General features: G+C 38.8%; 22 protein-coding genes, 1 tRNA gene and 1 pseudogene. 8 read left to right on the forward strand and 16 right to left on the reverse strand.

The genetic code is table 11. The features are described from left to right. Window positions 1-127 precede the first annotated feature (127 nt). Window positions 128-469, forward strand: coding sequence for a hypothetical protein (locus FTV31_RS10210; RefSeq protein WP_180014653.1), 342 nt, complete (start codon window positions 128-130; stop codon window positions 467-469). A 134-nt stretch (window positions 470-603) separates the two neighbouring features. Here the strand turns inward: FTV31_RS10210 and FTV31_RS10215 are convergent, their stop codons facing one another. The 9 genes from FTV31_RS10215 to FTV31_RS10255 form a co-directional block, all read right to left on the reverse strand. Then, complete coding sequence (locus FTV31_RS10215; protein ID WP_180014655.1) at window positions 604-1,344, reverse strand: M48 family metallopeptidase; 741 nt, start codon at window positions 1,342-1,344, stop codon at window positions 604-606. A 1-nt stretch (window position 1,345) separates the two neighbouring features. Next, window positions 1,346-4,627 carry a type I restriction endonuclease subunit R gene (locus FTV31_RS10220; protein ID WP_180014657.1) on the reverse strand — a complete coding sequence of 1,094 codons (3,282 nt, stop codon included), beginning with the start codon at window positions 4,625-4,627 and terminating at the stop codon, window positions 1,346-1,348. 15 nt (window positions 4,628-4,642) lie between these two features. Next, on the reverse strand, window positions 4,643-5,251 hold the full coding sequence (locus tag FTV31_RS10225) for an SLATT domain-containing protein (RefSeq protein ID WP_180014659.1): 609 nt from the start codon (window positions 5,249-5,251) through the stop codon (window positions 4,643-4,645). A 2-nt stretch (window positions 5,252-5,253) separates the two neighbouring features. Beyond that, window positions 5,254-6,561 carry a nucleotidyltransferase gene (locus FTV31_RS10230; RefSeq protein ID WP_180014661.1) on the reverse strand — a complete coding sequence of 436 codons (1,308 nt, stop codon included), beginning with the start codon at window positions 6,559-6,561 and terminating at the stop codon, window positions 5,254-5,256. A gap of 117 nt (window positions 6,562-6,678) precedes the next feature. After that, window positions 6,679-7,617 (reverse strand): endonuclease NucS domain-containing protein, encoded by a 939-nt coding sequence (locus FTV31_RS10235; protein WP_180014663.1) that lies wholly within the window; start codon window positions 7,615-7,617, stop codon window positions 6,679-6,681. Then, the gene (locus FTV31_RS10240; RefSeq protein WP_180014665.1) at window positions 7,617-8,822 is read right to left on the reverse strand and encodes a restriction endonuclease subunit S; all 1,206 of its coding nucleotides are present in this window, start codon (window positions 8,820-8,822) and stop codon (window positions 7,617-7,619) included. Before FTV31_RS10240 ends, FTV31_RS10235 begins: the two co-directional genes overlap by 1 nt. Then, window positions 8,812-10,335 carry a type I restriction-modification system subunit M gene (locus tag FTV31_RS10245; protein ID WP_180014667.1) on the reverse strand — a complete coding sequence of 508 codons (1,524 nt, stop codon included), beginning with the start codon at window positions 10,333-10,335 and terminating at the stop codon, window positions 8,812-8,814. Before FTV31_RS10245 ends, FTV31_RS10240 begins: the two co-directional genes overlap by 11 nt. Then, window positions 10,335-10,955, reverse strand: a complete 621-nt coding sequence (locus FTV31_RS10250) for a restriction endonuclease subunit S (protein ID WP_180014669.1) — start codon at window positions 10,953-10,955, stop codon at window positions 10,335-10,337. Before FTV31_RS10250 ends, FTV31_RS10245 begins: the two co-directional genes overlap by 1 nt. 46 nt (window positions 10,956-11,001) lie before the next feature. Then, window positions 11,002-11,292 (reverse strand): hypothetical protein, encoded by a 291-nt coding sequence (locus FTV31_RS10255; protein WP_180014671.1) that lies wholly within the window; start codon window positions 11,290-11,292, stop codon window positions 11,002-11,004. Between the two features lie 468 nt (window positions 11,293-11,760). Here FTV31_RS10255 and FTV31_RS10260 point away from each other — a divergent pair. Together FTV31_RS10260 and FTV31_RS10265 are read left to right on the forward strand one after the other, a co-directional pair. Continuing rightward, window positions 11,761-11,997: pseudogene (locus tag FTV31_RS10260) on the forward strand (hypothetical protein); the annotation flags it as partial. Between the two features lie 373 nt (window positions 11,998-12,370). Then, window positions 12,371-13,996, forward strand: coding sequence for an NAD+ synthase (locus tag FTV31_RS10265; protein ID WP_180014673.1), 1,626 nt, complete (start codon window positions 12,371-12,373; stop codon window positions 13,994-13,996). A 205-nt stretch (window positions 13,997-14,201) separates the two neighbouring features. Here the strand turns inward: FTV31_RS10265 and FTV31_RS10270 are convergent. Beyond that, window positions 14,202-14,278, reverse strand: a tRNA-Met gene (locus FTV31_RS10270). A 431-nt stretch (window positions 14,279-14,709) separates the two neighbouring features. On the opposite strand from FTV31_RS10270, the gene FTV31_RS10275 reads away from it, so the two are divergent. Continuing rightward, complete coding sequence (locus FTV31_RS10275; protein ID WP_180014674.1) at window positions 14,710-15,018, forward strand: hypothetical protein; 309 nt, start codon at window positions 14,710-14,712, stop codon at window positions 15,016-15,018. 417 nt (window positions 15,019-15,435) lie between these two features. Then, entirely contained in the window at window positions 15,436-15,876 is a 441-nt protein-coding gene (locus FTV31_RS10280; protein WP_180014676.1) for a universal stress protein, read from the forward strand. Window positions 15,877-15,915: 39 nt separating this feature from the next. Here the strand turns inward: FTV31_RS10280 and FTV31_RS10285 are convergent, their stop codons facing one another. Next, the gene (locus FTV31_RS10285) at window positions 15,916-16,212 is read right to left on the reverse strand and encodes an MGMT family protein (RefSeq protein ID WP_180014717.1); all 297 of its coding nucleotides are present in this window, start codon (window positions 16,210-16,212) and stop codon (window positions 15,916-15,918) included. Window positions 16,213-16,277: 65 nt separating this feature from the next. Further along, window positions 16,278-17,777: a sodium:proton antiporter gene (locus FTV31_RS10290; RefSeq protein ID WP_180014678.1), complete on the reverse strand. Its 1,500-nt coding sequence runs from the start codon at window positions 17,775-17,777 to the stop codon at window positions 16,278-16,280. A 216-nt stretch (window positions 17,778-17,993) separates the two neighbouring features. On the opposite strand from FTV31_RS10290, the gene FTV31_RS10295 reads away from it, so the two are divergent. Next, on the forward strand, window positions 17,994-18,548 hold the full coding sequence (locus FTV31_RS10295; RefSeq protein WP_180014680.1) for a hypothetical protein: 555 nt from the start codon (window positions 17,994-17,996) through the stop codon (window positions 18,546-18,548). A 48-nt stretch (window positions 18,549-18,596) separates the two neighbouring features. Here FTV31_RS10295 and FTV31_RS10300 read toward each other — a convergent pair whose 3' ends face one another. Both FTV31_RS10300 and FTV31_RS10305 read right to left on the reverse strand, forming a co-directional pair. Further along, window positions 18,597-19,499 (reverse strand): neutral zinc metallopeptidase, encoded by a 903-nt coding sequence (locus FTV31_RS10300; protein WP_180014682.1) that lies wholly within the window; start codon window positions 19,497-19,499, stop codon window positions 18,597-18,599. 48 nt (window positions 19,500-19,547) lie between these two features. Further along, window positions 19,548-20,474, reverse strand: coding sequence for a DUF808 domain-containing protein (locus FTV31_RS10305; protein WP_180014685.1), 927 nt, complete (start codon window positions 20,472-20,474; stop codon window positions 19,548-19,550). Window positions 20,475-20,665: 191 nt separating this feature from the next. Here FTV31_RS10305 and trpS point away from each other — a divergent pair, with 191 nt between their 5' ends. Next, complete coding sequence (trpS, locus tag FTV31_RS10310; RefSeq protein WP_005234596.1) at window positions 20,666-21,679, forward strand: tryptophan--tRNA ligase; 1,014 nt, start codon at window positions 20,666-20,668, stop codon at window positions 21,677-21,679. 348 nt (window positions 21,680-22,027) lie between these two features. On the opposite strand, the gene FTV31_RS10315 is transcribed toward trpS, so the two are convergent. Then, window positions 22,028-23,479 carry a capsule assembly Wzi family protein gene (locus FTV31_RS10315; RefSeq protein ID WP_180014687.1) on the reverse strand — a complete coding sequence of 484 codons (1,452 nt, stop codon included), beginning with the start codon at window positions 23,477-23,479 and terminating at the stop codon, window positions 22,028-22,030. A gap of 271 nt (window positions 23,480-23,750) precedes the next feature. Next, window positions 23,751-25,277, reverse strand: coding sequence for a lysine--tRNA ligase (gene lysS / locus FTV31_RS10320; RefSeq protein ID WP_034704199.1), 1,527 nt, complete (start codon window positions 25,275-25,277; stop codon window positions 23,751-23,753). A 386-nt stretch (window positions 25,278-25,663) separates the two neighbouring features. On the opposite strand from lysS, the gene FTV31_RS10325 reads away from it, so the two are divergent. Continuing rightward, window positions 25,664-26,158, forward strand: a complete 495-nt coding sequence (locus tag FTV31_RS10325; protein ID WP_004783008.1) for a YqiA/YcfP family alpha/beta fold hydrolase — start codon at window positions 25,664-25,666, stop codon at window positions 26,156-26,158. Window positions 26,159-26,179: the final 21 nt, after the last annotated feature.

The following is a 26,179-nucleotide window of genomic DNA, read 5'->3' on the forward strand; positions in this document are numbered from 1 at the left end:
TGAGGATCAGAAAGCTTGTTTGAATCGATGTATTTCATCCGCAGATTATGCACGAATGCTAAGAAGTCCGGAGTGCAAATATTAACCAAAAAGAAGATCGGTTTTTGATTTATGAAAGAGATCTAATGTGCTGGTTGATTGTGGATATTTAAAAAAATTTATAAACCCTCGAAAAAAGAATACATTCCTTTATTCAGAAGCAGAAAGACTGAATGATTATCGAAGTGCAAAAAAACAAGAAAATATAGCGAAAGCTTTAAGTGAAAAAATGGATTCTGTACAAGAAAGTATCGTGAAAAAAAACTTTGAGGTAGATTTTATAAATGGGCTAAAAGACGAGTATCCCAAAATAGCGAGCCAACTAGATATTATTGAGCAAGAACATATCCATAGCTTGAACAACTTAACAATACAACAAAATGTTATTAAAAGCCTCATGAGCCGTTTTAGTATCAATGAAGAAGTTTAGTAACAGGGCGAAGGATTTAACAAACGAGCCTGTAAATACCCCCCCATATGACAAAACTAAAACTAGCAAATTACTGTCTATGTCTCATTAGTAGATGCGTATTTCCTAACTATTTGATCGTTTCATTATATAAATTAACTAAATAGCCTAGCTGCCATGTTATCTAATCTTTCTTTCACCACCTCCCAATCAGGCATTATTTGAGTCAAAAGTTGGTAGAAACGATCACTATGGTTATGCTCAACTAAATGACATAACTCATGAAGAATCACATAATCAATGCAAATTGCGGGCGCTTTAACTAGATGCGGGTTCAGTGTAAGAAGACCTGATGGTGAACAGTTCCCCCACTGTGTGCGCATTGTCATGAGTCGAATATCAGGCTTAGCTTCAACCCATAAGGCTTTTTCAAGAATCTGCCTCAATCGTACTTCAAATATGACTTTTGCTCGAGATCTGTACCATTCATTTAAATGAGATTTAATACTTTCAATATCCGTATCTAAGGTGTTTACCTCCAATCGTCCCCTCAGAAGTTTTACACCTTTTGGCTTGGTATCATCATGAATCACTTTTAATTGATACTGTTTACCCAAATAAAAGTGGCTTTCACCACTTTTATATTGGCGAGGCGTGATAAATTTGCTTTGTTCACGGAACTCTCGTAATTGCTTATAGATCCAACGACTGCGTTGCTTTACCGCTTCAATGATTGTTTTATCATCTGTATTTAACGGTGTTGATACAACTACCCGACAATCAACATAGACTTTAATCAGTATTTTTTGAGAACGACTAGAACTTTCAAGCACCTCAAAATCGATAACTTCATCACCATATACAATGCTTAACTTTTTCTCTGGCAGCGTATTCATCCTAGAGCCCATTCAAACCGACCCTAGTAATTTGTACGATCATTTCCACAATTTTTTTGGCTTGATCCATACCACTCCCAATGGATTTACATTCACGGAACATCTGAGGTAATAGTTTTTTACGGATATCCGCTTCAATATTTTGTGGATTAATTGAGTTTTCAGCTACAGAGCTCATGACAGAACGATCAACCTCGAAAGCAAGCTCAATCCACTTATCTTGATTCTGTTGATCTATTATCGAGAATGCTTCAGGTAATAGCTTCTTAAAGACCCCGTAATAAGCTTGAGCATGCTTATTACCACTGAATACATCAGGAATTTCATCTAAACGACGAGCTTCTACTTGCTCTTCAAACTCCCTAAACAGCATGTGTTGCTTCAATGGGTGATCAAACTCTTTCTCTGCTTCTTCAATGACTTGACGTAACAGCTTAGAGAAAGCCTCCTGAGCATAGGGATCATCACGCAATTGCTGTTCAATCATCTTCGTTACACGAGTTTTGATGATATCCGTTTCATTACGTGTTTTCTCTTCACTCCAATCTTCAGGTTGCGCCACTTTGCCCATCTTGCCGACTTCATAGACTCCATCAGGGTCTTTTACCTCAATACCCACAACATGCTTATCAAGAAGTTTTTTGACTTGCTCAACATACTGATCATAGTCAATAGTCTCTCCAGCATCTCGTTTCACAATCTGACGCAAGCTTGTAAATAGTTTGACTGTTTCTTTGTAGTGCTGACGATCTGCATCAGAAAAGCTTTTATCTTCAAAAAAGGTTGCTGACTGCAATGCAACTTTTAAACAACTGGCAAATTCTGTAAGTGCTTCATAAAAATCATCACGAACTTTTAAGTGAATATCGACTAACTCACCCTCACGTTCTTCAATGCGTGGGACTAAAACTTGGCGCAACTGCTCTGGATCATTTTTATTTTTTACACCATCAAAAATCGCCCATAGCGCTTTATACAAACGAGGTAAACGTTTGTATTCAGAGCTCATTTGCGTATACAAGCCTGTAAGATCATTGATATCATAGCCACCTTGGGTACGAGCAGCGAGATCTTGATAATCAAGAATCGTAGCGTCCAATTCTTTTAAAATACCTCGATAGTCGATCAATAAACCAAACTTTTTCATTGGATGAAGTCGGTTTACACGCGCAATTGCTTGGATCAGATTGTGCTGTTTTAAATTTTTATCAATATAAAGAACAGCATTTTTAGGTTCATCAAAACCTGTTAAGAGCTTATCCACCACGATCAGTAATTTCAGAGAATCATCTTTTTCAAAACGCTCAATCACTTGTTTGGTATAAGCTTGCTCATCCTGAGTACCGACATTTTCCTTCCACCATTGAGTCACTTCAGGGGTAGTGGATTCATCAACATCAGTATTTCCTTCACGACTATCAGGTGGACTCATCACCACAGCAGACTCAAACAAGCCCGCTTCATCCAAGTACTTTTTATATTTAATCGCTGAAGCCTTGCTATCGCAAGCAAGCTGTCCTTTTAAACCATCATCAATATTTTTCACAAAGTGATTGGCAATATCTAACGCAATTAGGCGAATACGATCATCCGCAGTATAAATCTCACCTTTTCTCGCAAATTTACGTTTTAAGTCTGCTTTTTGCTGATCATTTAAACCTTCTGTTATCCGTTCAAACCACGTATCAATCGCTCGTTCATTGACATCTAAATCAGGAATTCGTTCTTCATAGAGCAAAGGCGTTACGGTTTTATCTTCTACCGCTCTTTGCATCGTATACGCATGAACAATAGGACCAAACTTGTTAACGGTCTTTTCATCTTTAAGCAATGGTGTACCTGTAAATGCCACGAATGCCGCATTTGGAAGTGCGAGTTTCATACGCACATGGTTTTCACCACCTTGGCTTCGATGCCCTTCATCAATCAAGACAATGAAGTCTGAACTTGTATTGACACATTCAGGAAGTTTGGTTGCAGAGTTAAATTTCTGAATCAAAGAGAACATGATTCGCTCTGTACCCTTACCAATTTGTTCAGCCAAGCGTTTGCCAGAAGTCGCCATAGCATTTAGCTTGTCTCTTTTTCCTGCCAGTTCACCACCTGATACAAAGGTTTTACTGAGTTGATCTTCTAAATCGACACGGTCAGTGACAACCAATATACGACATTGTTTTAAAGCTTCATGCAAGATCAATGCTTTACTGAGAAAGACCATGGTAAAAGATTTACCTGAACCTGTTGTATGCCAAATGACACCACCTTCACGGCCACCTTTGGTGTTCTTAGTACTAATACGCTCAATGAGTCGTTTGATACCAAAGATTTGCTGATAACGAGCAACAATTTTTCCTGCTTTCTTATCGAAAAGCGTATATAGGCGAACCATTTCGAGTAGTCGCTCAGGCTTTAATAGGCTGATCAGCAGTTGATCTTGACCTGTAACAGCTAAGTCTCCACCTGCAATTAGATTTTCATACCACTTGAGATCATCTGCATGACGATATGCGAACAAACTGTTTTTTTGTACAGCACTTAATTTCTTATTTTTAAGCGCATACATTTCTGCATCAGAAATATCTTCTTCTCGCCATGCAGCCCAAAATTTTGCAGGGGTATTACATGTGCCGTAACGACCTTCATGCCCATTTATAGAGAGTATCAGTTGGCTATATGCAAACAGATGTGGAATTTCATCAGGTCGCTGATTACGAAGTGTCTGAGAAATACCTTCATTAATTGTTGGACCTTTCTTTGCCTGACTATCAGGGCGTTTTGCTTCAATCACAACTAAAGGAATACCATTTACAAAGCAAATGATATCGGGTCTACGTGTATCTACTCCACCTGAACGTGTTACAGCAAATTCTTCTGTATATGAAAAGTCATTATTATGGATGTTATGCCAATCAATCAATGCAATCGTTGGGCTAACTTTTTTTCCATTTACAAATTCAGTTACAGGCATACCGTAGAACAAATGGTTATACATTTTTTCGTTGGCAGTCAGTAGCCCCTCATTCAAAGCTGGGCTACAGATTTCAGCAATTAAGTTGTCTACCGACTTTGCTGAAAGTGGATATTCTTGACCCGCAAATGGAAAAGTACGTTTAGAGAGCTCTTTACGTAAAATTTGACGTAATACCACTTGGTCTTGTTTACCATCACGGGCAACAAGTGCCTGTGATGGCGGTAAAAACGACCACCCCAAATTCATTAACAATGTTAATGCGGGGATCTTAGCACTGTATTCTTCTTGAAACTTAATTGATAGACCGTTCATACCTAACCAAAATTTTTAAAATAAAACTGCGAAACATGCACTAAGATTTGCTTTATAAATAAAACAAATAGCCAAAACGATTACTGCAACCAAAAATACATAAAAACTCAGAGGTACTTTATCTCGAAAAAAATTAAATTTTTTCTGCTCATCAACCCATTCAATTTGATGTTGCCAAAAGAATTTATAATGTGCGTACCAATCGCTAAACAATATCTGCTTACTTAAACCAACTGCATAATATTGGTGCTCTAATTGGCGATGCTCCTCAATTAAAAGCGATAAATCATCAGAATTACTTTTACTTTGCACTGAATAATATAAATTTTTAAGCTGATTATAGATTTTGGTCAGCTCAACCCCTGCCTTCTCATAGTCACTTTTTTTTGCATCATACATACTGATATAAAGACCAGTTACACCGAGTATTGTGAATAATGCAGAAAGAAAATTTGTGGAAAGCCCCTGAAAAGCCAAGCAACAAATACCAAAAGCAATTGAAAGAAAACTAATCCACCCTGGTGATTTTTCTACAAGATCATAAGTAGCAAAATGCTTCTTTGCTCCAAATCCAACGTTGTATCCCGTATCAGCAATACATTTAAGTAAATCATCTTTCTTCATCTTCACTCCTCAATCGGCACATAAATGCGATCACGAGCTACAACTACACCGTTTTGAACGATGTAACATTCCACTATATGTTCACCATTAAAATCAGCAGTTTCAGTTTTTTGATTCTGCCCTAGATCCACAACAATTTGTCCTCTAATACAATCCCGAATTTTTGCAGCTTCTCCACGATTCAAAACTTTCCATAAAACAGAATATTTTTGCTCTGGTAAACTAGAGGGCGTCCCATTTTTATCAATGTAGAATCTAAGACTTCTTCCGCTATTTAATTTTTTACGATTTCTTTTAAAATGTCTTAAGAAATCTATGAATGCACCATGTTTAGTAATTTCACACTCTATTTTTAACGGATAACGTATATCTATTGGGTATTTATCCTCAATAAACTCTTCAGTATGTCTATAGCGTAACTCACTTAATGTCATTGATTTAACGATAGTAGTTGCTGCTTTAGGGAAAGAATTTCCATATACTTTTCGCCAATAATCGTTAGCTGAACTCTTTCCTGCATTTTCAATAGCTTTAAGCGAATTCTCATATGCTTTTTTAGCTTTTCTTTGGAATTTACTTTTAACTTTAACATCCTGATTACTACCTAAAGCTTGATAGTGATCTTGATCGGGTTGTTCGGATAAATACTTAAAAAAGTCTCTACTTAAACAATCATATGAACTATAACTCTTGTCATCATACTCAGTTGTTGATTTCATGAAGTTATAAGCTAGCGTATCAATCAATAAGCCCCCCATTGAAACACCATGCTTATTTTTCCAAGCTCTAGCCATCTTACATAAACGACGCAAATTTCGATTTTTTGCATCATTCATGCTTTTCATTTCATCAATTTCAGCTTGAGGCTTAGTAATTTTCCAACTACCACCATTCTTAGTATCTGGATACTTATATGAGCCATCCTCTTGCTTAAATACAGGCTGTACTTCTATATGGAAATTCGTATATTGGACACATACGACTAATCGATCTACAAACACAGTAGTCCTAGGATATCGTTCAAGAATGGCATCTTTCGTATCTTTTAATAACTTTGATTGTCCGCCATTTTTATAATCATCCCATTTTGAAGATGGCATGATATACAGCATATCTAAATCAGAAATACCTTTAATCGCAGTCCATCTGCCATAGGAACCAACTTGCAATTGATTCGATGTTTTCGATTCTGTATTTCGAAATTTTTTGTTTAATGCACCTGTTATCTCTTGATAACGTGACGTGATTTGCTCTTCATTCGCAACTTTAATATTGCTTAAAAAGTCTTGAAACATTTGGGAAATTGACATTAAAGCCCTCAAAATTTAATTGTTCATAAAGTATTAAAAACATCCTTGTTTCTAACGATCCATTTAATATTTAGTGACGCCAAATAAGATTAATCAGCGTCAATTTTCACTGTAGCATTAGCTTTTATTCAGCTTAAAACTCAACTGATAACGATAAAACTCAATATTCTGAGCCACACTCAAAGCACGACGAATTCTTAAGTCATCTTCTAGTGCAATGATGACACCTTTCACTTGCTGATCTGCCTCAGCCAATTCATCTTTGACATAACCCATATAGCGTTGAATTTGCCCCACAACACGATCACTTGCACGACCACGTTTTAGCTCAACAACAAGCAACGTTTTCTTATCCTTGCTGATTGCCAAGATATCGATAGGTCCTGTATCCGATGGATACTGCTGACCAACCAATTGACCTTCTTCGGTATAGATGTCGTATGTTGTACCTAGCTCAGTTTTAGACCAATTCTCCACCAAGAAATGCTCCAAATGCTTTTCTAGAGCAAAAGCTGTTGGGTCTTCGAGCACTTCATCAGGTTCGAGATGCTCAACTGATTCTTTGCCATCAATAAGCGATTTAAGCTCTTCTGCATACTTGGTCAGATTACAAACTGTACCTACTGATCCCGATGAATTTTTCAACTCTTGAGACATCAGTTCTCTAGGGAGAGTTTGTTCAAACCATTCGACTTTTCTACGATGGCTTAACTCACCAGAAGGCACGTAGTAGTAGTCTGAAATAATTTTACCCACGAGGTAATGACCATCCCCACGAGGTGTAAGGATAATGTCACCCTGTTTAATGCCTTTGCAGATGGTATGTAACATGCCACATGCTAAACCTGCCGAAATCTTAGTTTTGTCAGGTAAGGCTTCAAGATAAACAGGGATAAAACGATGATTAAACTCACGCCAATCATCAGGTAAGTCATGGGTTAAGTCTTGGTCAATGTTCCAGTTGGCGGCAATAAAGCCGCCTTTTAAAAACTCTTGAGCAAACACAGACTTCGCACCCGCCATAATGCGGTAGTAGCTAGGTGTTATTTGCATCATTAGGCAGCCACCTTGACACGTTTTTTACCTGTCAAAAGTTGTTGCATGAGTGCTTTTTTCTCTTTCTTAAGACAAACGATTTTTCCTTGTAAAACATTCATCTCCTTCTCTACGATAGAAAGGAACTTAGCAATTTTCTTTTGCTCTTGAACACTTACTGGTATTTGAACTTCAATATCTTTCAGATCAGATCCATAAAGATGAATGATAGTTATCCCTTGAGCACGAGAAGCAATCTCATATTTTTTAATATGAGTTAAAAGATATGCCATAAATTCTGAAGAAATTTCCCCTTTAGGTCTAAGAATATTTATATCTCCCCCCAAAAGAATACTATCTTCAAGTAATGCTGTTGCATTTGCTAGATCTATGCCACTCGTAGTTGTTGAACTAGGTATTAAAATATCCCCTTTCATTGATAACGTAGCTTCAGAACTATCAGTTTTGCTTACTATCTCATCAATTACCTCTGAATATTTAGTATATAACTCACCATATAAAATACATTTGTTCTGCCCAGTTTCAGAAATACTATCTTTGGATAATCCTTTACCTTTTTTGAAGAAGAATAGTGAATCCAAGCTTAATGTTTGCCATTCCCCACTAAACTTCACCCCATTCTCATCAAACAAACGCTTCTTACCTGTTAGCAGTTGCTGCATCAATGCTTTTTTCTGCTGTTGGCTATTTTCAAGCATTTTTTCAGTAGCCGAAATCGCTTGATCCCAAGTTGAAAGAATCTGGGCGATTCTTTGTTGCTCTGCTAGAGAGGGAACAAGAATTACCTGCTCAGTAATATCTGCTTTTTGTACATGTAGTAACGTTGCCTTAAATCCGTGTGCCATATTCTCAACACGTTGAGTCACTTTTAAAAGTACCCAGAAAAGCCATTTTTTATCTACATGTGCTTTAGGTTCTACTCTGAAAATATGTTGATTTAATAGACCTTTTGGGCCATCCCAATATTTAGCTCCGAAAGAAACACCTTTGGAACCGGCCCAAGCAAATAAAATATCCCCCTGATTTACAATCCATTTTTCAAGAACTGCACCTTCATAATAATTAAAATTATTAGAACCATTCAGGTTTTGGATACGAATAATAGGAAGCCCTTTATCCGACCATTCTGAAGATTTGAAACCATTGCCATTTATAAAATCACATAGGTCCCCAACAGTTTGCTTATTCCATCCATTAGGCACCATAACCCAACTCCTCTAAATACTTCGCCATCTGAACTTCAAGCTCAGCAAGTTGAGTCTTTAACTGCTCACGCTCAGCACGTACAGCAACCAAATCAATTTCAGCTTCCTCTTCAAAAGTATCCACATAACGAGGAATATTCAGGTTGTAATCGTTGTCTTTCACTTCCTGCAAAGTCGCCAAATACGCATACTTATCTACACTTTCACGAGCACGATAGGTTTCAATAATCTTGGCAATATTCTCTTCAGTTAAATTGTTTTGATTTTTACCTGACTTAAACTCACGGCTTGCATCAATAAACAAAACCGAATCATCAGACTTTTGCTTTTTGAAAATTAAAATCGCAGCAGGAATACCCGTACCGTAGAACAACTTTTCAGGTAAACCAATCACCGCATCTAATAAGTTTTCGTTAATCAATTTTTCACGAATCTTACCTTCAGATGAGCCACGGAATAACACACCATGTGGAACCACAACACCCATACGACCAGTAACAGGTTTAAGCGTCTCAATCATGTGTGAGATAAAGGCATAATCACCTTTGGTCTTTGGCGGTAAACCACGACGGAAACGATCAAACTTATCATTTTCAGCTTGCTCATAACCCCATTTATCTAATGAGAATGGCGGGTTTGCAGTCACAATATCAAACAGCATCAAGTCACCATTCTTATCCAATAATTTTGGATTACGAATGGTATCGCCCCACTCAATTTTGTGGTTGTCTTCGCCATGCAAGAACATGTTCATTTTGGCTAAAGACCACGTTGAACCAATCGCTTCTTGCCCGTAGAGTGCGTATTCTTTGCTGTTATGATTTGATACAACTTTACGACCACACTTCATCAACAATGAACCAGAACCACATGCAGGGTCACAAATGCTGTCGCCTTTTTGTGGATCAAGTAACTCAGCAATTAAGTCAGATACTTCAGGTGGTGTATAGAATTCACCTGCTTTTTGACCACCACTTGCAGCAAAGTTTTTAATCAAAAACTCATAACCGTTACCAATCACATCAAGTGACCCTACACGGCTTGGTTTAAGATCCAAATCACGCACAGCAAATACTTCTAAAAGGTCTTTTAGAATGGTGTTTTTTTGCTTTTCTTCACCCAATTTATCGGTATTAAACGAGATATCTTGGAAAACGCTTTTGCCTACATCTTTGAGCTTTGTACCATTGGCTTCTTCAAGTGCATGTAAAGCCATATCAATACGCTCACCATTGCCGGGTTCAAAGCGACGCTCATGCAAAGTATAGAAATTTGATTCACGAGGCAGTACAAAACGCTCGTTTTTCATCATTTCTTCAATCAGTTCAGGCTCATTACCATACTCAGTTTTATAATTATCATAATGGTCTTGCCATACATCAGAGATGTACTTTAAGAATAACATCGTCAAAATATAGTCTTTGTAGGTATCGGCACTCACTGTGCCACGGAATACATCACATGCCGACCAAAGGGCTTTATTGACTGTATCTTGATTAATTTGAGTACCCATTATTTGTTTCCTTGGAGCAGTTGTTTAAACATGCCCATCATCATTTGTTCACGATTTTTAAGTAATTGTTGGGTCAAGATCTGCTCTTGCTCCCAAATACGGTTTAATTCGATTATGCGTTGCTGAATGTCCAAGCGAGGGACTTCAACTTCAAACTGGCTGACTGTGGATACGCTGAGCATCGGCATCTTCGAACCCTGACTTTCTTTGCGTAACTCATATTGCACATGAGGTTGATTCAAGTACCAGCATAAGTACTCAGGCAGTACATTTTGATTTGGCATCAGAATCAAAAATTGACTACTCACAATGAGTGGTCGTGCTTTTGATTGATCTTGATGACCTACAAAATAATGTGCTTTGAGATACTCTCCACGACAGGGCAACAAGATAGAGTCAGGCGATACGATGGCATTATCTTTACCTTGCCAATCAATTTGCGGTAAAGCATCAGCAAAAAGCGTATAGCCACATGTATCCGTTGCAATGTTACGAATATCTTTGATCTGCAATACGTGGGCATTGCCTGACTCGACTTCTTCAACCTTTTCACGAAATGTAAAACCTGTGCGAATCTCGGCAAGATCGCTCAGTTTTACGGCTTTTTTTACATTTGACATAAATATTTACTCTAAAAGAGATTAAGCCGTCCTTGGCTCAATCCATTTATGATGCTTTGCTTAAGTTTTCTTGAAGCCAATTACTGACGTCTTTAGTTCCTTTTGAATCAAGGTTGTACCAAGCAGCCTCATTTTGTAAGCGAGTCACTAATAATCCGTCATCACCATCCATGACTTTGAATAAATCTTCTGCAATTTGTGATGCTGTTTTTTCAGAGGCAATTAACCAACATGACTCCAAAGGATGGCACCAATTACCTAGAGACATAATTTTTTTATAAAGCTCGTCATAGTTACGTTGTTTACGCAGGTCATAGTTGATCTGATATACTTTCATGTGTTCTTAACTCCTAATGTTTAGTCGCGTTAATAGTTTTGAATACGATGACAGGCGGCCACCTGTCATCACTAAAATTACACAGTAGAACAGCTATGCATTCCACATAACTTAAATATTGGAGTGCTTTTAACTTAATGTCAAGAATTATTTTTATGCAGTAGATCATCTACGAAATATTGATTGCACTATCTTAGTGAGATTTAGAATACTCTTCTCATTTATATATAGCGTTACTAGCTAGGAAAAACACAAAGCGTCATACAGTGACGTTCTTAATACTGTCTGAAAGATATTCCCTTTATGACTCTCTATATTTGTGAGCCCTATATTTGTGAACCTTGATTTGTAACAAAATGCAACACGACTAAAAATTAGTTGTCCATTTTTTGAAGGAAAACAATGGACTATATTTAGAAAATAATTTCCATAACCCCTTAATATCTCTATGTCCATTTTTTATAACTTATAAGTGAAATGTCACATATTTATCAATATCAGCAGAATATTAATGTGTTGTTTAAAGGTGCTTTTTTACAGGCCGCTTATTTTTTAAGTATGGGAAAATATAATCCTTACAAATATCAATTTAATCCCAACAAATCCTTTTTAGACTATAACATTGAACAACAGGGAGATATTGCACGCGATATTTTTTTAAAAAAAATCCCCAATATTATTCTAAAAAATCAGTTAAGCAGATGATATTGAATATTTTTCACTCAAGTATTCTGTTGATTTCTATTTTAGGAAAATAAACTTATTTAAATCCACTTGAGTATTTTTGTGCATTTAGCAGAATAAAAAAGCACCATAATAAGTCATTTCTGATCATAACTTTGTGTATCTGTTTCAATTCTCCTGAAACAGCTCTAGCATCTGCCTCAAATTTCGATAAAATAAGCCAAGTATGATATTTTTAGCTCGAAAATCAAGATTTAATGATCATGCGGTCATGACTTTTTTAATTTTGGCCATTTGGCATTTTGTTCGTATCAAACTGCACTCAGCTGGATAATTAGAATTTTAAAAATCAGTGATTTAGTGTGTTCACCTATAGGAATAGGACTTAATTGGAATGAAAAGTTTTAAAATTGCGATTGCTCAATTCTCTCCACATGTGGGCAATTTAGATGCAAATACGCAGACAATGATAGATTTGGCAAATCAGGCCAAAAAAGATAATGCTGATCTTATTATTTTCCCTGAACTTTCAACTTTAGGTTATCCGGCTGAAGATTTATTAATTCGTCCAAGTCTGGCTAAACGCACAAAGCTGGCGTTTGAGAAACTGACTGAAGTAAAAGATATCGTCATGGTCTTTGGTTTTGTCAATCAAACCGAAGATGGTGAACGCTATAACTCAGCCGCCGTTATGAAAGATGGCGAAGTTTTAGGGGTTTATAATAAACAGACATTGCCAAACTATGGTGTATTTGATGAGAAACGCTATTTTGGCGAAGGACATCAGCATCTGGTCTTTGAATATCTGGGACACAAGTTTGGTGTTCTGATCTGTGAAGATGTCTGGTCATTATCTACAGTTCAACAGCTGGCTCAACTGAATATTGATACTGCACTGGTACTGAATGCTTCACCATATGAAGTCGGCAAACCGCAACACCGTATCGATACCATGGCTGCACTAGTCAAACAGTTGAATATCAATCTGGTGTACTGTAACCAGGTAGGTGGCCAAGATGATCTAATCTTTGACGGTACCAGCTTTGTACTCAATAAATCAGGCGAAGTGGCTCTGCAAGCGCCTAGTTTTGAAAAAGGCTTGTATATCGCTGAATATGATGCAGAAAAATTAGAGTTCAGCAAAGGCACGATTACTCCAGCGCTAGAAACTATGGCCGAGATTTATCAAAGTCTGGTGATGGCAACCCGTGATTATGTACAGCGTTCAGGTTTTCCAGGTGTAATTCTGGGTCTGTCTGGCGGTATTGACTCTGCCTTGACTCTCGCCATCGCAGCAGATGCGATTGGCCCTGACAAAGTCCAAGCAGTGATGATGCCTTATACCTATACTGCTCAGATCAGTGTAGAAGATGCCACTGAACAGGCAAAAACTATGGGTGTAACTTTCGGTATTGCCGAAATTAACCCGATTGTAAGTGGCTTCTTGCAAACCCTGTATCCATTCTTTGGCAATGCCCCTGTAGATGCCACTGAAGAAAACCTGCAAGCACGTGCACGCGGTACGCTATTAATGGCGCTTTCTAACAAGTTCGGCAATCTGGTTCTAGCAACCGGTAATAAATCCGAACTTGCCGTTGGTTACTGCACACTATATGGCGATATGGTGGGTGGCTTTGCTGTATTAAAAGATGTTTATAAAACTATTGTGTTTGAACTGGCGAAATATCGTAACAGCATCGCAGAAATTCCTGTGATTCCTGAGCGTGTCATTACTCGCCCACCATCAGCAGAACTTCGTCCAGATCAGGTCGATCAGGATTCATTACCGGCTTATGAAGTACTTGATGCGATTCTTTATGCTTATATTGAAGAAGATCTGAGCCAGGATGACATCATTGCCAAAGGCTTTGAAGCTGAAGTCGTGAAAAAAGTGATTCGCTTGGTGGATATTAACGAATACAAACGTCGTCAGGGTGCGATTGGTCCACGTATCAGCTCGCGTTCTTATGGTCGTGAACGCCGTTATCCGGTCGTTAATGGTTGGAAAGCAGGTATCTAAGTCGATCTAAACCAGATCAGCCATAATGCCCAAGTAAATGCTTGGGCATTTTTTTATTTTTAGAAAAAATAAATAGGGTTACAAAATTAAAAGAAGATTCAAAAATTTAAACAGACAGAAATTTAGAAGAACTTTCTCTTAATTTTTTATTGATATTTTTAAGGCACAAAAAAAGAGACCAAGCTGAGAGCTTGGTCTTTAAAAATGGTGGCTATGACGGGACTTGAACCTGTGACCCCCGCATTATGAGTGCGGTGCTCTAACCAACTGAGCTACATAGCCGTAAACTGTGTGCGCATTATCGTAATTTCAGGTTGTATCGTCAAGCATTTTAAACCACAAATGTTCAGTCTTTATGCAAATTAATCATAAACTCTTAAACTTTGTACAAATCATGATTTAATTCGAAATCCAATAACAGAATCTACAAAAATTGGTACCAACTTTTAAAGCCAAATCTGAATCGAAGTCGTATCAAATAATATTTAATTTTAAGAATAACTTGCTGAAGAAACAAAATAAAAAGTGAATCTACTATTTTTTCCTATCGCTATAATGCTTTTCCAAATGTGGCCAATAGTATCTCTGGATTAAAGCAAAACTGAAGATGATGAAATTCAAAATATACCTAAGCCTGCCCCCTATTGAGTGTTATAAGTTTAGCCAATGCAACTGTTATTCATCCAAGCAGCAGATTTTCAGGATGTGATGATGTGAAAAGTCTGGCTCAAGAAGTCATGCTCTTTAGGCTGAAAGGTGCACCACAGAAATGGATGATTCAGCAAATGAAACAGCACTACGGTACAGCGAATGATCTCCATGCTCTGATTGGTATAAAACTTACTGAAAAAGCGTTTAAATATGAAATACCCCAAGATCAGTCTGGACGTTCCGCCTTAATTAAAAACTTTGCAATTGATCACTATAATGAATGTGAGAAATCCATTACAGATCGTGCTCAATTTAAAAAAGAAAATAACGGTATTAACCCACCCTTGGAAAGGGAAGTTTTAGAACACTAAAATTATGCTGATAGAAGGTTACTATTAGAAATAGCAGTCTATCTTTATGCAGTTTGATAGATTTTTCATTATTAAAATCTCAATTTTAAACCTGTTCCTATAGTTTTATATAACAGGGATTTTTTGAATCTAAAATTACAGGTAATAACGCAGTATTAAAATCAGATGGCTTTTTTAAGTTAGTTCATTAATATTCTAAAATCATATTATTTTAATCTCAAAATATAAATATAAATCAAAAACTTAGAAAATATACCAACCATTAAAAATTATTGCTTTGTTAAACATAATACTGAGGAATTTACTTGGTTTTATTTTTATAAAATACGCGTTATGATCAAAGTATAAACAACAATTCGTATACGATTTTAACGCGTCATATTTTTATAAAACTTATTTCCGATAAGGAGAATTCTAATGCCATTTGAACATATTTTAGTACCCGTTGACGGTTCAGAAACTTCCTACGCTGCAGTCGATAAAGCTGTCGAAATTGCCAAAGCATTTAACAGTAAAGTGACAGTGGTTCAGGTGCTGGCACTTGATCCCTATATCGCTGCTGAATACATTACAGCAGCTCAAACCAATGACCTGGTTGAACGTGCCCGTACTGCAATTCTGAAGACACTTGATGAAGCAAAAGCGAAATTTGCTGCGGCAGGTATTGATGCAGAGACCCAGCTACTCGAAGGTCAGGTGATTTATAGTGAAATTGTCAAAGCAGCAGAATCCTTGAATACTGATCTGATTGTGATTGGCTCACATGGCCGTACTGGCTTCAAGAAACTGTTCCTGGGTAGTGTTGCGCAAAGCATCTTGGGACAGGCCAATGTTCCTGTAATGGTTATCCGTAAATAATAAAAAAATCCCCACTTCAATCAAGTGGGGATTTCTCTTTCAGACAAATCCATCCCATTGATACTGCTTTAAGCTGACCCGATTTCCAGCACATAGAATTCCTTCTGCGCCTAACTTTTGCTGTTGAATATTATGTCCATATTCATCCAGTTTATTGAGACTGATCTTACCTTGAGCATTCAGGACACGATGCCAGGGCAAATCGGTTTCTGTATCAAGCTGACTTAAAACCCTACCCACCAGACGCGCATGTTTGGGCAAGCCAGCCAGCTTAGCGATCTGTCCATAGGTCGCTACCTTCGCATAAGGAATCTGACTCACTATACTCAGAATCATTTGTGCCATTTCCTGGCTTGCACTTGATGTCATAGGCTTTCAATCTTGATAGAAAATTCTAACAATTAGAAATTCTCCGGATTTTCTAAGCGTTTCACTTCCTGTACTTTATCAGGATGATGCACGGTTGCTACACCATCGGCATCTTTCTTATCAATCAGCATTTCTGGCTGGAAGATGGTGATGGTTTCATTTCCATTTGCATCCTCTCCTACAATATACTGAAAACCGCGACGGTTCATCTTGTGGCACATCCGCTGATACCAACCCTTAAAACCTTGGGTTTCTTCATTCGGGTTGTAATAAAAGGCATTCATCACTGCTGGCAAACCTAGGCCACAAACCACCCCGGAAAGAAGTACCACAATAAAGGTATATCCAATCAGAATACTGCTATATTCTTCCAGTTGCGGAATATTGGCCACTGCCAGAATCAGGGCTAAGGAAATCCCGCCACGTACACCGCCCCAAGACAGAATGGTTAAACTGCCGTTATAACTTTTCTTACGCATTCTAGGGAATAATGCAAAAGACAGATGATTGGCCAGGAATCGTGCCAAATGCAGAATTATGAAAGCAACAATTCCGCCTAGAACCAGACTGGTACTCAGATCAATAATGAACAGTTCCAGACCGATCAAGGTGAACAGGAAGGAATTGATAATTCCCTCTACCGTATGCCAGAAATGGTTTACATCACCGATATCTGCATCAGCCAGAATTTCTTTCCATTTATTACCGACAATCAAACCACCAATTACACAGGCAATTGGAGCAGAAGCATGCGCCAATAAAGCAACCAGATATGAACCACAAGCCAACAGTGCAGTAGTTAATATCAGTGATTCCATTTCATGCTTACCGCGCAGAATACGTAGAATCGCCAGACCAAAACCGATCCCGATCAAGACTGCAACAACAATTTCATAAAGCAATGTTTGCAGGACGGCGAGTACGGTAAAGTTTTCACCTTGCAGTACATTCAGTAAGGTCATAAATAATGCAATACACATGGCATCATTAAACAGCGACTCACCTTCCAGCTTCACGATCAAATGATGGGGTGCGCGTACCGAACTGAGTACACCTTTAATCCCAATGGGATCCGTTGCTCCGAGCGCAGCACCCAGCAATAGCAGAACCAATATATCGACATGGTTACCAATCAGGAACTGATAACCGTACAGCACAATACCAAAGAAAACTGCACAAAAAACCAATGCCAGACTGGCCAGAATACCAATCGGCCGCCAGTGATTGCGTAAATCTGAAACCTTAAACTTCAATGCGGATGAAGTCAGAATGAAACAGATCACCCCATTAATCAGGAAGTCATAAAAATCGACATGGCGAACTGCTTTCTCAATATTATCAATATTGATGCTAAAAAATGGATTACCCTGTAGCAGACTTGCACACCATTGCAGGATAAAAACAAAAATAGCGGAAACAATCGGCACACCAATGGCTTGAGGAAAACTTAGAACACGTTTGTTGAACATGGTAGTGGCAATTGACAGAGCAAAGACCACCGTCAACAGTTGTAAAAAAAAGAAACTTCCCATTAGGTTTCCTGAGATTTGGCAATTTGCAGCCGTGAGCTGAAAGATTTACTTGAAATATAAATTTAAAAAAACAGTATATTTTAGCGGATCAAGTTTAGTCCCATTTTTTTTCAAATTAAGTTAAGTTTCTTTTCAATATTCACAACTGATGATTTAACATACAGCCTTAAAGCACTTTATTGCTCACTCCTCCTTTCTATTTAGAAATTTTCTCCCATGCATCAAACTGTCAAAACTATATTCCGTCTGTGCCTCGCTGCTGTCATTTTTCTGGTCACACTTTCCTTGATATTCACCTGTGTTGCCAAAGTTCAGGAAATTCTGAAAGCAGATCAATATTATCAGCAAGCCGTGAGCATTCCTTTAAAAAGCAGTGCCAAAGCACAATATGTACTGGTGTCTAATAATCAACGTCCAGACAATGCGCTGTTTATCCTGATTGCGGGAAATGGTTATGTAGCAAAAATCAGCTGTGAGCATTATGCGGCCCTATGTACTGATGACTATAATCAGTCACATACCCGGCAGATTCAAAATGTTAATTTAGTAAAAGTGAGAAATTATTTTTATATTGAAAATATTCAGTTCCAAGATAGTCGAACTGGTCAGATCACTAAACTCAGCTATTCCAAAAATGAATTGAAGCAATTTTATAATAATGACATCAGCAATTTAAAATATATTCTCTTTGCGATTTCGCTATTTGCCTTGGCCGCCTTATTTGTCAGTATCAAGATTTTGAAAGACTTCCGTCGTTTTCTGGAAAAATAACTATTCAATCATTAGGGAGCATTTGCTCCCCTTTTTCGATCTTTAATTTTAGATATTTTGATTAAAAGTATCGCAAGCAGACATCTGACCTGATTTTAGACCGGTATTAAACCATTTTACCCGCTGTGCACTGGTACCATGCGTAAAGCTATCCGGCACGACATGGCCTTGTGCCTTTTTCTGCAGATAGTCATCACCGATCTTGTGTGCCGCATCCATGGCTTCCTGTACATCACCCTGCTCCAGGAACTGAGTACGCTCATGGTTATGATAAGCCCATACACCTGCCAAACAATCTGCCTGTAGTTCTTGACGTACAGAAAGCTGATTGCCCTGAGCTTGAGCGGCTTGTTGACGTGCCTGCTGTACCTGTGAAGAAATACCTAAAATGGTCTGGATATGATGACCCACCTCATGCGCTACCACATAGGCTTGAGCAAAATCACCTGCCTGATCATTGCGAGATAACTCGGTTGAGTTCTGTTCCCCGCTAATTCCCATCTGAGTACGCATATCTTTAAAGAATGCCGTATCAATATAAACTTTCTGGTCTGCCGGACAGTAGAAAGGTCCCATGGCCGATTGCGCTGTACCACAACCAGAATTTACTACCCCACTAAATAGAACCAGTTTAGGCGGAGTATATTGCTGGTTCAGCTGCTGCTGAAATACTTGAGACCAGGTATCTTCTGTATCGGCAAGCACAGTTCCTACAAAATCGATCGCTTCTTGCTGCTCTGGCGTTGGATTTTCCAGACCTCGTGTTTCTGCACTAGAAACACCTTGTGTGACCTGCTTGGTGGTTTGATAGGCTTGCTGTGGATCAACACCAAAAAACTTCCAGGCCACGAAAGCAATAATCAACCCGAGAATACTGATTCCACCGGCTTTGGCACCACCGCCACGACGGTCTTCTACATTGCTACTAACACGACGTCCTTTCCAGCGCATAGTGAGATTCCTTATAGTTTAAAGTCAGCTTATTTTAACGGGCCTGATTTATGCCTGCTTTGATTTCGATCTGATTTTTTGAATAAAGCCAATCAAGATAAATACGATTAACCCTGCCACAAAACCAATCACCAGATTAATAAGTGTAGGCGTAACAGCCCCTACGATACTGCCCAGACTAGGCATATGCTCTACATACTCAACCGAATCTTCAGTGAAATGATGAAACCATGGAATGGTATGAGCAATAATCCCGCCTCCGACCAGGAACATCGCAATCGTACCTACAATCGTGAGGGTTTTCATCAATTTAGGAGCAAAAGCCAGTAATCCACGGCCTATACTTTGCTTGAAGCTGGATGCCTGTTTAGTCAGGTACAAACCTAAATCATCAATTTTAACAATCATGGCAACGAAGCCGTACACCCCGACTGTCATTAATATGGCGATCCCTGCCAGTACGATGACCTTGGTGGTAAAAGCTGCGGCTGCCACGGTGCCCAAAGAAATCACTACAATTTCCGCAGACAAAATAAAGTCAGTTCGGATCGCACCCTTAATTTTCTCTTTTTCAAATGTGGCTAAGTCAGTTTCGATTGCTGTGAATTCAGCTTCAGCATCTTCTTCAGTCTTGGCTTTCTTATGCTTTAAGCTATGCAGGACTTTTTCTACGCCTTCATAACAGAGAAACAGACCACCAATCATCAGTAAAGGATTGATTAACCAAGGCGCAACCACACTAATAAGTAAAGCCAAAGGAACAAGAATCAGCTTATTAATAAAAGAACCTTTCGCTACCCCCCACACCACAGGAAGTTCACGTTCTGCCCGTACACCGCTGACTTGCTGGGCATTTAATGCCAAGTCATCCCCCAAGACACCTGCCGTCTTTTTTGCAGCCATCTTGCTCATCACGGCAACATCGTCTAAAACAGTCGCAATATCATCCAATAATATTAATAAGCTGCTCGCCATTCTTGTTATCCTTATCATCTTTAGACATATTTTAATGAAAATATTTAAAAAATATTGTATTCACTTGTTTAATTAATAAGATTTTTTTACTGCGGCTTTTTTTCTGGCTGACATTCAAAAACAGAATGCCGTACAATGTGGCCATTCGTTAAAATATAGATGTAGTACAGACTACTTTTTTGGAATAGATAATGAGTAATCAAGATAATCGTCCAGTAATCTTGACTGGCGACCGTCCTACCGGACAGCTTCACCTTGGCCATTTTGTCGGTTCATTACGCTCTCGCGTAGGTTTACAAGATTCTCACCATCAACATTTGTTACTTGCTGATGCTCAAGCCCTGACAGATAATGCAGATAACTTTGAAAAAGTACGTCGCAATATTATTGAAGTGGCGACAGATTATCTGGCTGTCGGCATTGATCCAACTAAAACTACAATCTGTGTTCAGTCTTGCCTGCCAGCCTTAAATGAACTGACCATGCTCTATCTGAACTTTGTGACAGTTTCACGTCTAGAGCGTAACCCGACTATTAAATCAGAAATTCAGATGCGTGGTTTTGAGCGTGATATTCCTGCAGGTTTCTTATGCTATCCAGTGGCTCAAGCAGCAGATATCACAGCCTTTAAAGCCACTGTAGTTCCAGTAGGCGAAGACCAGATTCCAATGATCGAACAGACCAATGAGATTGTACGTCGCCTTAACCGTCAGATTGGCCGTGAATTACTGCCCGAATGTAAGGCGCTGCTTTCTAATGTGGGACGCTTACCAGGTTTTGACGGCAAAGCAAAAATGTCTAAATCTCTAGGCAATACCATTGTTCTAGATGCCTCTGACAAAGACATCAAAAAAGCAGTCAATGCGATGTATACTGATCCGAATCACCTGCGTATTGAAGATCCAGGCCAGGTTGAAGGCAATGTGGTATTTACTTACCTGGATGCATTCGACACCAATAAAGAAGAACTGGAAGAACTGAAAGCACATTATCGCCGTGGTGGTTTAGGTGATGGTACGGTGAAAAAACGTCTGGAAGGTATTCTCAAAGAGCTGATCGGTCCAATTCGTGAACGTCGTATGGAACTGGCCAAAGATCCGGATTACATCATGGATATTTTGAAAACGGGTACAGATAAATGCCGTGATATTACACAGGCCACTTTAGATGAAGTGAAAACAGGCTTAGGCGTTTTCCACTTCTAAGATAGACAATATTTAAAAAGAAGCCCTTCATATGAGGGGCTTTTTTTATTTAGGACCAAAATGCGCAAAAATAAGGCAAGTTTCCACACAGATTCTTCATAGTTTTAACCTTACTTAACATCTATTAACATGAATACTGATGAGTCACATGAGAATGAGTCCTACTATACTTACATACAGTAAGGAATCAAATTTAACTCTCTCCACAGTTAATATTGATTTAGTTTTGAAAGAAACTTCCTTTTTCTACGCAATGACAACCCCAATCATTGCGTTTTTTTTGTCTGTAATTTTTGAAAATATAAAAAAATCCTGCCAGATGAGCAGGATTTTGTTGTGTCTTGAATATTAATATTTGAACAAGCCTTTTTCTAATGGAATTTCAATTCCAATAGAGGCACCGCCATCCTGACCATTTACATCTGAGTCACTTATCCAGGCATTAATTTTAAGTGGCATTTCTGGACGAATATAATGCGACCAGGTGACATCTAGTGCTTTAATTTCATCATCAAAAGCAAAAGCAGCATTATTTACACTTGCACGCTCAGACTGATTGACTTCAGCAAACAATACCCGCCCAGATAAACGGTTCATCGGATCAAAACGGATATCACCACCTACTGAAACCATCTGTGCATCGCCACCTAAAGCATGTGCCAGCGGATAACCATGCTGATAAAAACCATCAGTGTAATTAGTATGGTTATAAGAAATACCTCGTACCTTGCCGTTAGTACGTGTATCTGCCCATTCTGTATACAGTTGATATGGCATATTTCTTACAGTTGCAGAATAGTCTATCCCAGCCAGATACATTTTCTTCGCAGGCAGACCACCCGCTTCATCTTCACCGATATATTGTCCATAGAAGCCCATAGGCACCTGTGTCAAAGGAAACAGGTTCAGGCGTGCATCAAAACCCGCGATCTGGTTCGATGGGTCAGGTTCACCCGTACCACCATTATCTTTATTCCCGACAAAAGCATCCCATAATGAACTTAAGCTTTCAGGACGTCCTTCCCCACCCCATTGAATCGCACGAGAAGCGCCTAGCTCCAAGTAAGATAAAGGTTGTGCTGTTACACGAAGACCAATAAGTTTGGCATCTGGAACGGCAGTATAATCATCCAATTGTCCTGCAAAAGCCTGATATTGCCACGGTCCAATCCAGGACAGCCATTTAGTTTCAAAAGCTGTTTGTTCTGCACGTTGTGCCATAAATCCATATACTGGGCGGCTAGCATCGCCACGAATCAAGCTGCCATCATGTCCCGGACCCCAATAGGTCGGAATTTGGCCAGCAATCAGCCATTGATTCCAGAGTTTTCCTGCTAGATAAGATCCTTCCAGATTCACATCCTGATCATTCTCAATTTGTCGATCTTTTTCGGCATTAACCCGGAGTTTGGCATCCCAGTTTTCGCCGCCTGCATTAAACTCTAAAGCTGCCTGAAATTGTGCCTTTTGCTGATCGCCAAAGGCTTGAGGAATATCTTTTGGATCACTTTCTGCAAATAAGCCTACTTTGAGCTGCTGATTGTCTGCTGTTAATTTCGCCAGAACTGAATCAATAACACGTTGTTGTACTTTGTTACTCACTTGCGCATTGGATAGAGCACGTTGAATTTCATCACCACTGAGCGGCCAGGTCGAGGTACTGATCTGGATCACCCCTTGTTGGTTTAACCAGTTCAAGTCAGTACGAAGATTTGCATCATTCAGAACCAGCCCTTGAGCAAAAACAGGAAGCGAAAGTGTCGTAAGAAGTACACTTAATAATGGTTTTTTTAGAAACATGGGATCAATATTCTCAAGTTTATTTTTGCCTAACCATAGATATTTCAAAAATAATATTCAATGGCGAAACTGTATCAGTATAATATGAAACCCTAGATTTAATTGACTTTTAAAATAAAAAATCGCTTCGAGAAATGAGATAGAAATACAAAAATGAAATCACAAATGTAAAAAATAGAATGAAATAATGCTGGGTTTTAATTTTATTTAAAATAAATACTGAACACATAAAAAAGGCAGTTTTAAAAACTGCCTTTTTTCGAATAAGTCATTAGTGTTTATGACGCATATGCGGGAATAAGATTACATCACGGATACTTGGTGCATTCGCAAAGATCATCACCAGACGGTCAATACCGATCCCTTCACCTGCTGTAGGAGGCAGACCATATTCCAGAGCTTCAATGAAGTCAGCATCATAGTGCATTGCTTCATCATCACCCGCATCTTTCTCAGCAACCTGTGCCTGGAAGCGTTCAGCCTGATCAATCGGGTCATTTAATTCTGAGAAGCCATTTGCCAGTTCACGACCACCGATAAAGAATTCAAAACGGTCTGTAATATGCGGATTTTGATCATTACGGCGAGCTAGTGGAGAAGTTTCCGCTGGATATTCAGTCACGAATGTAGGCTGACGTAGTTGAGTTTCTACCGTTTCTTCAAATACGATTGTTTGCAGTTTACCCAGACCAAAACCTGGTTTTACCTGTTCTTTCAGTTCTTCCTGAATGAATTTCGCCAGGAACTCACGGTCATTGACATTTTCTGGAGTGAACTGTGGATTGTGCTCAAGAATGGCGTCAAACATTGAGATCTTTTTAAATGGTCCTTTGAAGCTAAAGACTTCATCGCCATAAGGCACATCAGTGGTACCCAGAATATCAATTGCCAGTTTTTCCAGCATTTGCTCTGTCAATTCCATCAGGTCTTTGTAATCTGCATACGCCTGGTAGAATTCGATCATAGTGAATTCAGGGTTATGACGAGTAGAAACACCTTCATTACGGAAGTTACGGTTAATTTCGAATACGCGCTCGAAACCACCCACAACCAGACGTTTCAAATAAAGCTCAGGTGCAATACGCAGGAACAACGGCATATCCAGTGCATTATGATGCGTTTCAAATGGACGCGCAGATGCTCCACCAGGAATTACGTGCATCATCGGGGTTTCAACTTCCATAAAACGTTTGTCGTTCAGGAAGCTACGAATACCGGCAACAACTTTGGCACGAACTTCAAAAGTTTTACGGGTTTCTTCATTTACGATCAGATCAAGATAACGCTTACGATACTTCACTTCAGTATCAGTCAAACCATGGAACTTGTCTGGAAGTGGACGTAATGATTTTGTCAGTAATTCAAAATGTTCGATATGAACATACAGGTCACCTTTACCAGAACGACCGATATAACCTTCAACTGCAATGATATCGCCCAGATCCAGGCCTTTGATCGTTGCAAGTACTTCTGGCTCAAGTTCTTTACGTGGAACATAAAGCTGAATACGACCGGTCATATCCTGAATCACGATGAATGAACCGCGGTTCAACATCACACGACCTGCTACTTTTACATGAACGTGTTCGCCAGCTTCAATTTCTTCTTTAGATTTATCAGCAAACTGGTCTTGTAAATCTTGCGCATAATGTTCACGTTTAAATGTGTTTGGCCATGGGCTAACACCAGTTTCTTTTGCGTGGTCTTGAATCTGCTTTAACTTGGCATGACGCTGTGCAATTAAATCGTTTTCGGAAATGATTTGTTCAGAAGTCGATTGAGCGTTATTTTGCGTCATCACTGCCTCGGATAAGATTAGTTAAAAAATAGAAGTTGCATAGAATAGCAGAAATCTGCATCAAATCGTAGCGTAAAGACTTCCCTCATGTGGCTTTTCTTGAGAAAAATTTCTGGATATATGAAATTCTTAAAGGCAAATGATTTGCATTATTTTCAGTTTCGAATTTTATGATTGGTTTTTTTAGAATATTGCCAAACTTTTATTAGATGAAAGTCCAAGACCTCAATCCTCTGCACGAATTATGCCTTTTTATCCAGTATCAGCTTAGACCAATAGCTAACTGCTTCCTTGAAATAGACGTTTTACAATAATAACCATATTAGAAGGTGGTGTCTTAACGCCCTGACCACGACTTTGCCATGTCCGATGAAATGAGTAAAAATATGTCTAAAATATTGTTTTTTCATGGCTTGGATTCGTCAAAACAGTCCACGAAATTTCATGCAATTGATGCAATGCATAAATATTGTATAGATGTGGATTATCGTAATCTGAGCTACCAGTCGGTAGCCGATTTCTACCACGAAATGGTTGAAACCATTAAACCGGATATTCTGGTCGGACACAGTCTGGGCGGTTATTGGGCGCTAAAAATGTCACAAGCTCATCAGATCCCTTGTGTAATCGCGAATCCTAGCTTGCAACCAAATTTCCGCGATGATTATCCTGCGATTTGTGACAACGATTTGCAGCATGATATTCCGCAAATGGCCTATCTGGAATTAGGTGATGAAATTCTGGATATGCATGCAGCACAGGCACAGCTTGAAGACTATATGCAAATTCATGCCATTGAAGGTGGCCACCATCGTCTTGAACACCCTGAGCAGATTAATGACCTGATTCAGGAAATTGAATATCATTTTATCCGGCAATAAAAAAGCCCCAATAGTTGGGGC

Source organism: Acinetobacter sp. YH16031 (assembly GCF_013417335.1).
In the GTDB taxonomy this organism is placed as follows: domain Bacteria; phylum Pseudomonadota; class Gammaproteobacteria; order Pseudomonadales; family Moraxellaceae; genus Acinetobacter.